The 13,483-nt window shown below is 38.6% G+C and carries 14 protein-coding genes; 4 read left to right on the forward strand and 10 right to left on the reverse strand.

What is annotated here, in order from left to right:
* Positions 1–40 precede the first annotated feature (40 nt).
* The 7 genes from DIZ80_01515 to DIZ80_01545 form a co-directional block, all read right to left on the reverse strand.
* Positions 41–1,882, reverse strand: coding sequence for a nitric oxide reductase (locus DIZ80_01515; protein ID RDH85635.1), 1,842 nt, complete (start codon positions 1,880–1,882; stop codon positions 41–43).
* Positions 1,882–2,826, reverse strand: coding sequence for a 4Fe-4S binding protein (locus DIZ80_01520; protein RDH85636.1), 945 nt, complete (start codon positions 2,824–2,826; stop codon positions 1,882–1,884). Before DIZ80_01520 ends, DIZ80_01515 begins: the two co-directional genes overlap by 1 nt.
* 102 nt (positions 2,827–2,928) lie before the next feature.
* A complete protein-coding gene (locus tag DIZ80_01525) occupies positions 2,929–3,738 on the reverse strand; it encodes an AAA family ATPase (protein ID RDH85637.1) in 810 nt (269 codons plus the stop codon).
* 12 nt (positions 3,739–3,750) lie between these two features.
* Positions 3,751–4,032 (reverse strand): hypothetical protein, encoded by a 282-nt coding sequence (locus DIZ80_01530; protein ID RDH85638.1) that lies wholly within the window; start codon positions 4,030–4,032, stop codon positions 3,751–3,753.
* Positions 4,033–4,045: 13 nt separating this feature from the next.
* The gene (locus DIZ80_01535; protein ID RDH85639.1) at positions 4,046–4,624 is read right to left on the reverse strand and encodes a cytochrome-c oxidase; all 579 of its coding nucleotides are present in this window, start codon (positions 4,622–4,624) and stop codon (positions 4,046–4,048) included.
* A gap of 80 nt (positions 4,625–4,704) precedes the next feature.
* The gene (locus DIZ80_01540; GenBank protein RDH85640.1) at positions 4,705–6,093 is read right to left on the reverse strand and encodes a nitric-oxide reductase large subunit; all 1,389 of its coding nucleotides are present in this window, start codon (positions 6,091–6,093) and stop codon (positions 4,705–4,707) included.
* A 14-nt stretch (positions 6,094–6,107) separates the two neighbouring features.
* The gene (locus DIZ80_01545) at positions 6,108–6,542 is read right to left on the reverse strand and encodes a cytochrome C (protein ID RDH85641.1); all 435 of its coding nucleotides are present in this window, start codon (positions 6,540–6,542) and stop codon (positions 6,108–6,110) included.
* A gap of 188 nt (positions 6,543–6,730) precedes the next feature.
* On the opposite strand from DIZ80_01545, the gene DIZ80_01550 reads away from it, so the two are divergent.
* From DIZ80_01550 to DIZ80_01565, 4 genes are all read left to right on the forward strand, one after another.
* The gene (locus DIZ80_01550) at positions 6,731–7,405 is read left to right on the forward strand and encodes a Crp/Fnr family transcriptional regulator (protein ID RDH85642.1); all 675 of its coding nucleotides are present in this window, start codon (positions 6,731–6,733) and stop codon (positions 7,403–7,405) included.
* Between the two features lie 110 nt (positions 7,406–7,515).
* A complete protein-coding gene (locus DIZ80_01555) occupies positions 7,516–7,965 on the forward strand; it encodes a hypothetical protein (GenBank protein RDH85643.1) in 450 nt (149 codons plus the stop codon).
* A gap of 2 nt (positions 7,966–7,967) precedes the next feature.
* Positions 7,968–8,225, forward strand: coding sequence for a hypothetical protein (locus tag DIZ80_01560; GenBank protein ID RDH85644.1), 258 nt, complete (start codon positions 7,968–7,970; stop codon positions 8,223–8,225).
* Between the two features lie 80 nt (positions 8,226–8,305).
* Entirely contained in the window at positions 8,306–9,574 is a 1,269-nt protein-coding gene (locus tag DIZ80_01565) for a hypothetical protein (protein RDH85645.1), read from the forward strand.
* Between the two features lie 6 nt (positions 9,575–9,580).
* On the opposite strand, the gene DIZ80_01570 is transcribed toward DIZ80_01565, so the two are convergent.
* The 3 genes from DIZ80_01570 to DIZ80_01580 all read right to left on the reverse strand — a co-directional run bounded on the left by DIZ80_01570 (position 9,581) and on the right by DIZ80_01580 (position 13,482).
* The gene (locus DIZ80_01570; protein ID RDH85646.1) at positions 9,581–10,408 is read right to left on the reverse strand and encodes a hypothetical protein; all 828 of its coding nucleotides are present in this window, start codon (positions 10,406–10,408) and stop codon (positions 9,581–9,583) included.
* Between the two features lie 21 nt (positions 10,409–10,429).
* Positions 10,430–10,897: a glycoside hydrolase gene (locus DIZ80_01575; GenBank protein ID RDH85647.1), complete on the reverse strand. Its 468-nt coding sequence runs from the start codon at positions 10,895–10,897 to the stop codon at positions 10,430–10,432.
* A 128-nt stretch (positions 10,898–11,025) separates the two neighbouring features.
* On the reverse strand, positions 11,026–13,482 hold the full coding sequence (locus tag DIZ80_01580; GenBank protein ID RDH85648.1) for a TonB-dependent receptor: 2,457 nt from the start codon (positions 13,480–13,482) through the stop codon (positions 11,026–11,028).
* Position 13,483 lies beyond the last annotated feature (1 nt).

Consider the following 13,483-nt stretch of genomic DNA (forward strand, 5'->3'; position numbering starts at 1 on the left):
TAGATGCCAGTACTTTTTTGTAAACAGGCGTCGTGTTAAATTATTGACTGGTTAATTGCGCATACAGTAAGGGCAGGCGCTTGGGTAATTCAATTGGGTTTTTAATTACAACATAACTATTACTACCAAACAGGTAAGGTAAATATTCATTACCTTTTGTATCGATGGTTACACAAAATGGCTGTAAACCGGCTCTTCTGGCTTCAAGTATTGCCTGTCGGGTATCTTCAACTCCATAACGACCTTCATATTGATCAAGATCGTTGGGTTTTCCGTCGGTTAGAATCATTAGTAAACGGTTGCCCTGAGGTTGTTCAGTAAGTTGCTGTGTGGTGTAACGTATGGCAGCACCTAAACGTGTGTAATAGCCGGGTTTAATAGCATTAATTCTTCCACGGGTTATGCCGTTATATTTTTCATTAAATTTTTTCAATTGATGAATTCGAATCGGATCGCGTCTTCTTGACGAGAAGCCACATATTGAAAATTCATCACCGGTTGCCTGTAGGCTTTCGCCAAAAAGTAACAAAGTGTCTTTGATTACATCAATAATACGATAGTCGTTATTAAGCCAGCTATCGGTTGATAAAGATAAATCTGCAAGCAGGGTACAGCACATATCACGTTTACCGCTGCGCATTTCTCTATATAACTGATCGGCACTTGCCTGGCCGGCTTTTTTATCACTGGCAAACCGTATCCAGCGGTCGATATCAATTTCCTGGCCATCCTGTTGTCCATTACGCCATTCTCTTGCAGGTGCTAAAGCCTGAAACTGATTTTTGAGTTTTTTTGCGGTTGATTTTAAGTGGTCTGGCAGTTCGCTACTGCCCGGGTTTTTTATCTGTAGTTCTAGAATTCGGCAGTGGTCCTGTATCAGTTCTGCTTTTTTAAAATCCCATTCTGGTAGTAAAATTCCGTCGTTAATAACAATGTCATCTTCAGATGCTGATGGTAAGTCCAGATCAAATTTCAAACGTGAAGATGAAGCGCGTTGATTGTTAGTCACTGCAATTTCATCCATTTCTTTTGCAGCCGTTTCTGCACAATCTAAATCATCTTCATCATCAAGTGAACGATCTACAGCTGCATGTTCTCCCCAGGAAAAGATATTTTCCATTCTTACAGCAATTAACCCGGTGGTTTCTTCACTGGATTCAACTTCGCGGGCTTTTTTCCGCGCCATGTCTTTTACTTCTTTCTGTTTTTTGCTGTGTTGATTGTTATTGTCATTATCCCTGTTAATTGATTTTTTGTTTTGTTCCTGAGGCTGGTATAACCAAAGGGGTACATGTGCCGGGTCAAATTCTGTTTCGGGTAATTGCTGTATTTTTTCGGGATTTAGCAACGCATCACGAATGATTTCTTCTGCCAGTCGATCATTTTCTTCCAGTGTCTCCAGATCAGGGCGATTTTTAATGTGAGCTTTAACCAGACGATGGTATTTTGTTTTCAGTCCATTGTGTTGTAAAAGAGTTTGTTGACATAAAACCTGGTTGTAACTAATCCAGCTATCTATCTGAGATAATTTATCTTCAGGTATTTGAGAGCTAAGTCCTGCAAGCCAGAAATAGAGATCTTCATTTAATTTAGGATCTTCATAAACAGCAATATCTGATGGTAGATATAAAGAATCTTCATTACGCCAGCATGCCGTAATATAGCGGTGATTGCCCGCCATTTTTTGAACCCAGTTACGCTTATTGGTATGTTTTCGTTTATCTGCCAGTTCAATAGATAAACCATTATCTTTATTTAAGGCGCGTAAATAAATCAGTAACCGACCTTTAATATTACTCAGTTCAACCTTTGCTTCAGGAAAGGTCTGGTCAGTCACTTTATAAAGAATCTTATGCCAGAGTTCGCCTATTTGCTCTTCCATTACTTATCCTTCTTTATTTTAAGGGGCACAAAAACCGGACTGGTGCTACGTGCATTCTCATCGGGTTTTTCCCAGCTGAGTAATGAGTCTCCGCTTTGTACCTGTTCGCATGCTGATACACAGGCTAAACAGGTGGTGCAGGTAAATTTTTTACGTTTGCTGGTGCGGGTTTTAAGGCGCATAGGGCAAACGTTGTCACAGGCCTCATTGCAGTCTTTGCATTCGTCAGCACGAGTGCCATCAAATTGAATTGCTCTGGCGCTGTTGTTGCTCATCCAGGCTAAGCTTTGAAATATGCCCACAGCACAGGCAAAACGACAGAAAAAATGTCGTGCAAATGCAAATTCAATAGATAATAAAATAGTCGCTACACCAATAAATAATGACTGGTTAAATGTAAGCTGAAAATTAAATAAATTATGGTAAATCATTTTCGGCGGTAACAGGTATGTCATAAAACTGACTGCCCACAAAAAAGCAAAACCGATAATGGCTAAAAATGTAAATATTTTAAAAACTGGGTTGGTTTTTTGAATGCTGCCATCTGCCTGTTTCTCAGGGAGTTTTTTATTTTCCCATAGAGACGGTTTACCAATGGCACGGGTCATTAATTTGTTAATGGTTTCTACTACTGTGTAATGGGGGCATAACCAGCCACAATAGAGTCGGCCCCAGAAATAACTACTGATAATAAATGTACCGGCAAGTGCAAACAGGGGAATGAATACTCTGATGAGTATATTTAGTGCTGCTTCTGCTGCGCTGGCATCACCCTGTTGCCATTCAGTTAAACCCAGAGTCCAGTTAAAACCCAGTAAAATAAAATTACCCTCAATCAAATCAAGGCGAAAAATATCTAATACAGGCGCAAACATAAACAGAGCGAAGAAAGCTATTTGTCCTAAGTTTCGATAAGTTTGCGTTTTAGTTGTAGGGGCTAACATAATGTTTCGTATCCTGTCGTTCCTGCGTAGGCAGGAATCTAGTGCCTCTGGGTGAACTTAAGGCACTGGATACCTGACCTTGCAGGTATGACGGAAATTTATTTAATCCACAAATGCATCAACAATATCGTGTAAGGCTTTTAATGTGTCTTCATCATCGGTTAAAGGTTCAATAATGGCTGCTGTGCAGGCATCTCTAAATGGGAATCCGTCTTTAACCAGAGTTGCACAATAAATCAGTAATCGAGTAGATGCTGCTTCATCTAAATCATGATCTTTAAGTGAACGAAGTGCGCTGGCTATAGCAACCAGTTTTTCTGCATGTTCTCTTTCAATCTTTGTTTCATTAATGATGATTTGTGTTTCTAAATCTTCATTCGGGTAATCAAAGCTAATAGCGACAAAACGTTGTCGAGTTGAGGGCTTCATTCCTTTTAATAAATTCTGATAACCCGGGTTGTAAGATACAATCAGCATAAAATTATCAGGTGCATGTAAAATCTCACCGGTTCTATCTAAAGGTAAAATACGTCTGTCATCAGTTAGTGGATGTAATACCACAGTGGTATCTTTTCGGGCTTCTACTACTTCATCTAAATAACAGATTGCACCTTCACGCACTGCACGGGTGAGTGGGCCATCGTTCCAGTAGGTGCCAGACTCACTAATTAAATGTCGACCGGTTAAATCTGCACTGGTTAAATCATCGTGACAGGCAACGGTATAAAGTTGCTGATTCATTTTGGCCGCCATATGCTGAATAAAGCGGGTTTTACCACAACCGGTCGGGCCTTTTATTAAAAGAGGTAATTTGTTTTTAAATGCATATTCAAATAACTCCATCTCATTACCAGTTGGCTGGTAAAAGGGTATTTCATCATGTGAGTTTATAGATGTTGCTGCTTCGGTCATGATTGTGTCCTCTTAAAATAAGAATGCGATGGCGATAAAACCGCCGGTTAGTATTACCCACAGGGTAATAATCCAGCGCCAGAATCCTGAAACTGTATTCAGGTGCATAAAAAAATCACCAATTAACTGTACTTTTATAACAGCGATAGTTAGTAAGATAAGGAAAAATGTTTTCCCATCTATTTTTTCTGATATATCACCAACTATATCGGTTTGACCTAATAGCCAGGTAAATAAAGTAAGTAATAATAATGTGGTAAAGATAATATTATTAGTGCGATAGCTTTTTCCCATTGTTTATCTCCCGTTATCTCATGATATAAATTAATGGAAAAAGAATGAGCCATACCAGATCAACCATATGCCAGTATGCACCGCCCGATACCAGACCATCATGATTGTCAGCCGTGTATAAACCTTTGCGTGTGTTCAGCCATAAAACTACAAGAATCATAATGCCCAAAATTACGTGCATAAAATGGAAAAATGTAAGTGATAAATAAAACATATAAAAAAGGTTGGTTGTTAGATTAATGCCTTCACTCATATGGTGTGAATATTCTGTCATTTTCATAATTAAAAATGCACAACCACCAATGATAGATAAAAATAGAAAACGGGTGGATTTTTGTTGTTTATTTTCTTTTATTGCAATGATTGCACTAACCACAAAGTAGCTGCTGGTCAGTAGTGCAATGGTATTAAGCAGTGCAAGATCAGTATTCAATGTAGCCTGATACTGATTAAATAATTCGATGTTGCTGGCCCGTGTAAACGCGTAGGCGGCAAAAAAAACGGCAAATACCAGAAGTTCAGCGCAGATAAAAATCCAGAGTGCGAGATCGCCGGGTGGGTATTTGGTCTTGATGGTTTCTTGTATATACATGATTGTCTCGGTCAAGGGGGTAGACAGGGGTGGTGAGTTGATCGGCTTTTATTAAGCCGATCAACTACCTGTACTTCTTTTTACACTTTCTCTTCTACTGTTCTTTCTTCGCCTCCGATGAAGAAGCTATAAACATAGAGCAGTAGTCCGATAAGGAAGACAACACCTGCGCCTTCACGTAACCAGTAGAACAGTTCGATCTTGTCCTGTACTACCATGAATGACATGGGTTCATCTGAGAAACGTTGTAACCATACCTGCAGAATACCAGCACCTGTTAAGAACAGAGTGATGAATACCATAGAGATAGTCATTAACCAGAAAGACCACATTTCAGCTACCTGAGATGCTGCACTATTACATGCTTTACGACCACGTAGTAATGGCATTGCATAAGAAATGATTGCCAGTACGATCATTACATAAGCACCATAGAAGGCCATGTGACCGTGTGCCGCTGTAATCTGCGTGCCGTGAGTGTAATAGTTAACTGGAGCCAGTGTATGCATGAAGCCCCATACGCCTGCACCCAGGAATGCCATTACCGCTGTACCCAGTGCCCATAAAACTGCAGGCTGATTGGGATGATTTATGCGTCGTTTGTTTACCATATTGAAAGCAAACACGGTCATCATAAAGAACGGTATCGGTTCGAGTGCGGAGAATATAGATCCCCACCATAACCAGTACTCAGGTGCACCTATCCAGAAGAAGTGATGTCCAGTACCAATTAATCCAGTGATCAGTGCCATTGCGATAATGATATATAACCATTTTTCGATAATTTCACGGTCAACACCGGTAGTTTTGATTAATACAAAGGCCAGAATTGAAGCCATGATTAATTCCCAAACGCCTTCTACCCATAGATGAACAACAAACCACCAGTAGAACTTATCTTTAACCAGGTTATCTGGGTTATAGAATGAGAACAGGAAGAATATTGCTAAACCAGCTAAACCAATTAGTAGTACCAAGGTGATAACTGTTTTACGGCCTTTCAGAACTGTAAAACCAACGTTATACAGGAAGGAAAGAGCAACAATTACAATACCAATCTTGGTAATGGTCGGTTGTTCGAGGAATTCTCGACCCATAGTAGGTAATAAGCTGTTACCAGTCATTTCCGCAAGAGTTGAGTAAGGAACAAGTAAGTAACCTAAAATGGTTAAAGCACCTGCAACTAAAAATACCCAGAACATGAGTTTAGCCAGCATCGGACTATGCAGTTCGGTTTCGGCCTCTTCAGGTATCAAGTAGTAAGACGCTCCCATGAAACCAAATAGTAACCATACGATTAACAGGTTGGTATGCACCATGCGGGCAACGTTAAAGGGAATCTCAGGAAACATGAAGTCTCCCATGACATATTGCAAGCCCATAACCAGACCAAAAACGATCTGACCAACAAACAGGCCTATTGCAGCGATAAAGTACAGTTTTGCAACTGACTGTGATTCATATTTCATATTATCTCTACCTCTTAACCTTGAATATTAGGTGGCCAGTCGTTAGTGTTAATACCCGATGCATATTTCAGGAACTGGGCAATTGCTTCCAGTTCTTCATCATCAAAGTTGAACTGGGGCATGCTACGACGACCCGGTACACCTTCTTTAGGGCGACTCATAATGAATGCTTTGATTGCTTCAGTGCTATTTCCATAACGCTGATAAACATTACCCAGTTCAGGTGCAAAATATGCTCCTTCACCTAGTAATGAGTGACAACCAACACAGTTATTGACTTCCCATAACTCTTTACCATGTCGAACCGTATCAGTAAGGTTTTCGTGGTTATCACGCTCAGGCCAGGCTTCATGAGTCTGGTATGTGAGCGCGAGTAAGAGTAAGAAGAAGAACACGCTTCCACCATAAAAGATGTTACGTGCCATTGATTTTGTAAAAACCTCAGACATAGCGCAGTATCCTCGCTGTTATTATTATATATAAGGGTTTATATATTTGTGGCTATATTAGATAATGTTGGGAGGTAAGTAACATTGATATTTATCAAGCGAAAACCACACACTTTCAACTACTTATAATACTGAGCTGATATACTGCGGCTCTATTGTAAATACAAAAATAATACACTGGAGCAGGTGTGCTAACGCCATTACATAAAGAATTCGTTAAAAATATCCACCTATTTGATAACCTGAACGATAGCCAGCTTGCTGGTATCTGGGAACATGCGCATTTACACAAACTTAAGAAGGAGCAATCCCTGTTTTCTCAGGGGGATGAAGTTACCAGTTTCTATCTGGTTTTCAGTGGTCTGGTTAAACTGTTTCGAATTTCTGCTGATGGTCAGGAAAAGGTGATAGAGGTGGTTAATAGTGGTGAAACATTTGCTGAGGCATTGATGTTTCTGGAGCAACCTCATTTTCCTGTCTCTGCATCTGCGCTCAATGAAGCGGAAGTCATTGGGTTTGATGCCAGGTGTTTTTTACAGATGTTGAATAAAAATCCGGAAACCTGTCTGGTATTACTGGGTAAAATGAGTCAGCGAATTCGTGGACTAATACATGAAATTGACCACCTTAGTGTGCAGACTGGGCGAAATCGACTTGCTGCATACTTGCTTGAGCAGGCGGGTGATAGTGATAAGCTGCATTTGCAGATACCTAAATCAGTACTTGCATCACGTCTTTCAATTAAACCTGAAACTTTTTCTCGTATCATTAAACAGTTAAGAAACAGTGAAACAATACAGGTAGATGGCTCGGATATTACGATATTAGACAGAGATCAGATGGAAGATTTCGCAATGGTTTAAGCACCTGCTTATATAGTAAGTATAAAAACTAAAAAAATCATAAAATTGACCTTTGTTAAGGTTGTTCCAGATAATATTGAATAGTATTTTTTCCTTATAAAGGAGAGAGTATGATTTCTATTCGAGATGTAATGACTACAGATCACAAGCGTTGTGATGCGCTGTATGCGCAAGCTGAACTGTATGTTTCTAATAATGACTGGGAAAATGCGCAGATATTTGCAAACGATTTTATTGAAAGTTTGCTATCCCATTTCACACATGAAGAAGAAATCCTTTTTCCTGCATTTGAAGATGCTACCGGCATGCGTCATGGGCCAACAGAAATGATGCGCCACGAACATGAACAAATGAGAGCGCTTGTTAGCGAACTCGATATAGCATTAAAAGAAAAGAATCGAGATCGTTATATTGGCTTATCTGAAACACTTCTTATATATATGCAGCAACATAATATGAAAGAAGAGCAGATGCTTTATCCAATGATAGATACAGATTGTGCAGATAGAGCAGAAGAGTTAACAAAGGATATTATTAGTAAAACTAACCACGCGGCCTGATTATGTGTAAAGAAATTATACTGGATGTACATGAAATGCAGTCTCCCGAGCCTATGGAAGTTGTTATGAAAGGGCTTGAAAATTTAAAGCAGGGTGAGTATTTAAGAATGCTTCATCGTATGCAGCCTTTCCCGTTATATGATATTTTACTTGATAATGGATTCAGGTATAAAGTTACCGACGGAGAATATGGTTTTGATATTTATATGTGGTTTGCTAAAGATAAAAAAACCGGCGAATTAATAAAAAGTTTAATATAAAAATAATAAAATTTAAAAAACCTGGGGTCAACTTAAGGTAAAAACATTGAACTTCTTTAGTTAAAATTAATCTATATAACATGAATTATACCCAGCTATCACTGGATCAGGCTCCCGAACTCTGGACACCGTTACGATTTTTTATTAGTGCGCCAATTTTTGCTATAGCAGCTGTTATTTTATTATTATTTTCCGGGCCTGATGTTCTTCAGCATCGCTGGTTACCAGAAACTCTGGCAATTACTCATCTGTTAACTCTTGGTTTCATTAGCATGATTATGATGGGAGCAGTCTTTCAGTTGTTACCTGTTCTAGCAGGAAGTGAAATATATAAATCAAAAATTAGCAGTAAGATAATACACTTTCTGATGTTTTCAGGAGTGACATTGTTTTGTACAGGGCTTGCTATTTCTGAGCCGTTATTGATAAAACCGGGTCTGATTTTTCTGATTCCCGGTTTACTTATCTTTCTTATTCTCGCTTCATTGGGGTTGTATAAAGCAAAATCAAAATTTGCATCAGCCGTAAGTATGCGTTATTCAGTAAGCGCTTTATGGGTTGCATTATTGTTTGGTAGTTTATTAGCAATAGGTACAGCATGGGATTCTATGCCCTTATTAAGGCAGCTTACAGGTATTCATGTTCTGTGGGGTACTCTGGGCTGGGTTACCCTGATGATTGTAGCGGTTACCTATCAGGTGGTTCCTATGTTTCAGGTAACCAGTGAATATCCGGATATATTTAAGCGTTTTTTTTCTCTACTAATGTTTCTATGTCTTATTTTGTTGTCAGTGCAAATAGTAGCTGATTATTCAAAAACAATTATGATATCAATTGTTAGTCTCGCTATTGTTGCTTTTTCAGCAATTAGTATCAAACTATTATTACAACGTAAAAAAAGATTAAGTGATGCGAGTTTGTATTTCTGGTTAACAGGTTTATCTTCACTTGTAATATGTGTTTTTGTTTATAATTATAGTTATTATTTTGAAGTTAGTTTAAGTGTGTTTATTGGCTTTATTTTTTTTACGGGGTTTGTTTTTTCAATAATAAATGGCATGTTATTTAAAATTGTTCCCTTTCTTGTTTGGCTTCATCTAAATAGAAAACTGGCTTTTACTGAAAAAGGCCTGTCTGGTGTGCCCACTATGAATGAGGTGATTAGCCGTAAAAAGATGCTGCGACAATACTATTGTCATATGGCAGCGTTACTGCTAACGCTTTTAAGTTTTTACAAGGGGGCTGTGTTTTTCTACCCGGCAATGTTAGCCTGGTTATTAAGTCTGGGTTTATTGTTTACATATCTTTTACAGTCAGTTCGACTTTATTATGTGTCTCTAAAAAAATAACTTTCCTTATCGATTTAAAATATCAGCAAGTAACTGTCCATCGGCTGCTTTAAGGCTATGATCGGTTGGTGTTAGATAAACTTGAGCCTTACCTTGAAGGGCGGGTGCTCGATTAAGATCCTGACTATACTCAGGTACGATATTATCAGCTGCTCCCTGACGAACTATAGAATGGTATTGTATTTGCGGATGCTGCTGGTGATTTAACCAACCAATTAAACTGTTTAATGTTGCAGGTCGTAAATCAATTAATGCACCGCGAGAACTTTTCAGGTAACGATAATCATTTCCACCAATAAAGGTTTTAACAATATCCAGCCCCGGCCCTGGACAAAAAAAAGGCTTGCCTTCAATAATATCTAAACCTTCCAATGCACGTGGAGTACCCGTGTTTGGACTAGCAATTGTTATTAGTGAAATAATAGGCAGGTTACTCGCTTTAATTAATGCGAGTCGGGCAACAACACCGCCTGCAGAATGACCTGCTAAATTTATTTTTTCAGCTGGAAATAAAGTATGTATAAAATTTAATTCACCAAGCAGGTGGGATGCCTGTATATGTAAAGGTGCCTCAGCAGGCAGATGTACTCGATAAACCTTATTATCGGCTTTTTCACCATGAGCAGGAATATAGTTAATTTGGTAATTAGGTAATGAGATAACAATACCTGCATTATTCCATCCATTTGCTGCCAGAGTGGGAATGACACCACTTTGTATCCAGGTGTTGGCATTCGCTGACCAGCCATGTACCAGAACGAGAATTTCTGCATGTGAAATCGACGAGTAACTCAAAAAAATGAGTGTATATATTATTTTTTTAATTTTTTTCATAATCTTAGGTACTTGATGATTTTAATAACGACGTGACATCCAGTAAGCATCAACCCAGTAAGGGGTATTTAGTCTGGATTTCATTACTCCACGACTACTTGAGGCATGAATGAATTCGCCTTTACCTACATAGATACCCACGTGGCGAACTTTAAACCCTGTTTTAAAGAATACTAAATCTCCCGGTCGAAGGCTTTTCATCTTAACCTGTTTTCCTGATTCAGACATCAGCTGGGTAGTGCGGGGAATATTCTTATGTAGTTTCTGTTTATAAGCGATATGCACAAAACCTGAACAGTCTACACCGGTTTTTGACAGGCCGCCTTCGTGATATTTAACACCACGCCATTCATTATAATGAGCATAGAGTTTTTTTACTGTTGGCGAATCACTAGATGAAATATTGGCGGGTGGAGCTGAATATTTTTTCTGACCACAGGCGCCTAATGTATTTAATAAAACTAATATGAAAACGAGTCTAATCATGATTTGTATTTATTGCTGTGTTCAGTGGTTCAAAGTATAGCAGAATTGCACTGTTCATTGTTTAAATCGGAGCAGAATAAATTAAAGAATTAAGCTGTTATATATCTAAAGTAATGGGTAGTTGGTGTATGTTAGAACTCTACATTAAAACGTAAATAAAAGAATGCACCATTAAACCCATAAGGAGAAAATTGAGAATAAGGTATGATGCTGTTGTCGCCAAAAATAGGGCTGGTATCGTTATCTATTGTGTCCGGAACAGAGTCGAATATGTTGTGTCCACCTATAGATATGGCTGATATTTTTGTAAGCTGGTATGAGAGTTCAAGATCAGTCATCCACTGTGCTGAAAAAGTTTGTACATCATCTTTAAATTCACCTGCACGGATAAATTTGAGTAGAAAGTGATATTGTTTTTTACTCATATCACCTGTAAGAATGAAATTTTGTCGAGGCTGCGATGATTCAAGATCATCACGTTGGTCTGTTGCAAATATAACCTCATCACCATCTGGTTTGAGTATATCAGGTGTTTTTACATCACCTGTAATCTGTGTTTTATTTTGATGATATAATGCGCTTAACTTTATTTTGCTTCCCCATATTATTTCAGGGGTATAGTTTATTTCGATATCAAATCCATAAGTTTTAGTGTCTACGGCATTAGAAAAATAACGAGCTGCTTCAACGCCTGCGGCCTGTAAAATGGCAATTACTTCGGCAGATGATTCGCCTGGGTCCTGGCTGATTTCACCTGACAGTACAACTCTGTCATCTATTTCTGTATAGAAAAAATCACTTGAAACGGAAAGTCGATTTGAGGGTTGATATATGGCTCCAAGACTCAGATGATTAGATTTTTCTGCTTCAAGATCTGTCGCGCCTAGAGACTTAGCTAAAGGGTGATTAACTGAAAAAGTACCAATTTCAGTTAAATTATCATTAACGGTAATAGTTGCAGATGAAGTATAAAAACTTTGTTGTAAGCTAGGTGCGCGAAAACCGCTGCTGGCTGAGCTACGCAGCATTAAATCCCCATTAGCTTTATATGCAGCAGATAATTTACCATTTATGGTGCTACCAAAATCTGAATAATAATCATATCTAAGAGCAGCACCAGCAGACCACTTTTCATTAACTTGCCCTGAGAAATCGATATATGCGGCATAATTATTACGTGACTGGTCAACTTCATTTTCAGGTCTGAACCCGGGGAAGCCCTGAGCACCGGCACTGACGTTGTCACCTGTATTAGGTCCATCAAGAACGGTGCTGCCACCATGAACCCATGAGGCCTGTTCACCAGCAGAAATTTTATATGTTTCATGTCTTATTTCTAAACCGGAAGCAATATTTATGCTGTCTTTCATGTTTCGGTTAAATTTATTAAATAGATCAAGGTTTAATATTTGTAGTGTTGATTGAGTGCTTCCGCTATCAAAAGTAGTAGGTGATGATAGACCTATTGAAGTGTTTAAGCTGTTATTTACCTGAAAGGTATAATCACTTACGCCTGCGTTGTAACTTACATCCCAGCGAAAATCAGAATTTGTTTCATCTTTTATACCAAGTGTAATTGATGCATCTAAAATTTCCGGACTAATATGCGGTAGAAATCCATCCGGATAGATATTACGCACATTTCGATTATCCTGTGATGGCCTGAAAAAAGCACTGGCTTCACTTTCTCTGTAATCGAATAAAGCAAAGGCATAGTAACTAACATCTCCCGGTCCGGCTATTTCACTATTCATACTGAGTAATAAATCCTGCGTGTCAGCATCACCATAATGTGTTGTTACTGTTGGATCTGCATCGTTACGTGGATCTCCTGTGAAATATTGCTGTCGTGCATCTACTCCCGATCGATTGGTTTCTCCCCGGTCTCTTGCTTCAATTGTAAAATTAATAAAGCCATCAAATGCGAGTGGAATGGCATAATGTAAGTCTATTTGTTTAAGTCTTCCGTCACCTTCATCTGTTGTGCCTAATGTACTGGATATTTCATTAATATCGGTATCAGATTTTAATATAACATTAATTATTCCGGCAATTGCGTCAGATCCATATTGTGCGGCTGCACCATCTTTTAAAATTTCAATGCGATTTATTGAGCGTAAGGGAATCGTATTTAAATCAACGCCAGATGAACCACGGCCAATGCTGCCATTTACATTTAATAAGGTACTAGCGTGCATGCGTTTGCCATTAATTAAAACTAAAACCTGATCTGCTGCCATGCCGCGCAAGGTAAAAGGCCTGACATGGTCTGTGCCATCAGTGATAGATGGGAGAGGAAAATTAAAAGAAGGTAATAAACGTTGCAATACCTTGCTCAGCTCTGTGTAGCCTGTTTTATTCATCTGCTCAGCTGTAATAACATCTATTGGAACCATGCTCTGGTAAACGTCTCGTTGCTTATCACGTGTACCAATATTTACTTTGAGTTCAGTTTCTGTGTCCATTAATGTTTCAAGTGGTTGATCATATAAATCTTTGATCTCGTTTATGGGTTTGTCACGAGACACCGCCTGATTGCTTATAATAATCAGGGTTAAAAATGAAATTATTGAAACATGTTTATTCATA

Source organism: endosymbiont of Galathealinum brachiosum (assembly GCA_003349885.1).
Taxonomy (GTDB): domain Bacteria; phylum Pseudomonadota; class Gammaproteobacteria; order SZUA-229; family SZUA-229; genus SZUA-229.

Bases quoted from the DNA above. Each gene is read 5' to 3' on its own strand.
- DIZ80_01565 (RDH85645.1), top strand. From the start codon at position 8,306: ATGAATTATACCCAGCTATCACTGGATCAGGCTCCCGAACTCTGGACA.
- DIZ80_01545 (RDH85641.1), bottom strand. From the start codon at position 6,542: ATGTCTGAGGTTTTTACAAAATCAATGGCACGTAACATCTTTTATGGT.
- DIZ80_01525 (RDH85637.1), bottom strand. From the start codon at position 3,738: ATGACCGAAGCAGCAACATCTATAAACTCACATGATGAAATACCCTTT.
- DIZ80_01580 (RDH85648.1), bottom strand. From the start codon at position 13,482: ATGAATAAACATGTTTCAATAATTTCATTTTTAACCCTGATTATTATA.
- DIZ80_01540 (RDH85640.1), bottom strand. From the start codon at position 6,093: ATGAAATATGAATCACAGTCAGTTGCAAAACTGTACTTTATCGCTGCA.
- DIZ80_01520 (RDH85636.1), bottom strand. From the start codon at position 2,826: ATGTTAGCCCCTACAACTAAAACGCAAACTTATCGAAACTTAGGACAA.
- DIZ80_01535 (RDH85639.1), bottom strand. From the start codon at position 4,624: ATGTATATACAAGAAACCATCAAGACCAAATACCCACCCGGCGATCTC.
- DIZ80_01515 (RDH85635.1), bottom strand. From the start codon at position 1,882: ATGGAAGAGCAAATAGGCGAACTCTGGCATAAGATTCTTTATAAAGTG.
- DIZ80_01570 (RDH85646.1), bottom strand. From the start codon at position 10,408: ATGAAAAAAATTAAAAAAATAATATATACACTCATTTTTTTGAGTTAC.
- DIZ80_01560 (RDH85644.1), top strand. From the start codon at position 7,968: ATGTGTAAAGAAATTATACTGGATGTACATGAAATGCAGTCTCCCGAG.
- DIZ80_01530 (RDH85638.1), bottom strand. From the start codon at position 4,032: ATGGGAAAAAGCTATCGCACTAATAATATTATCTTTACCACATTATTA.
- DIZ80_01555 (RDH85643.1), top strand. From the start codon at position 7,516: ATGATTTCTATTCGAGATGTAATGACTACAGATCACAAGCGTTGTGAT.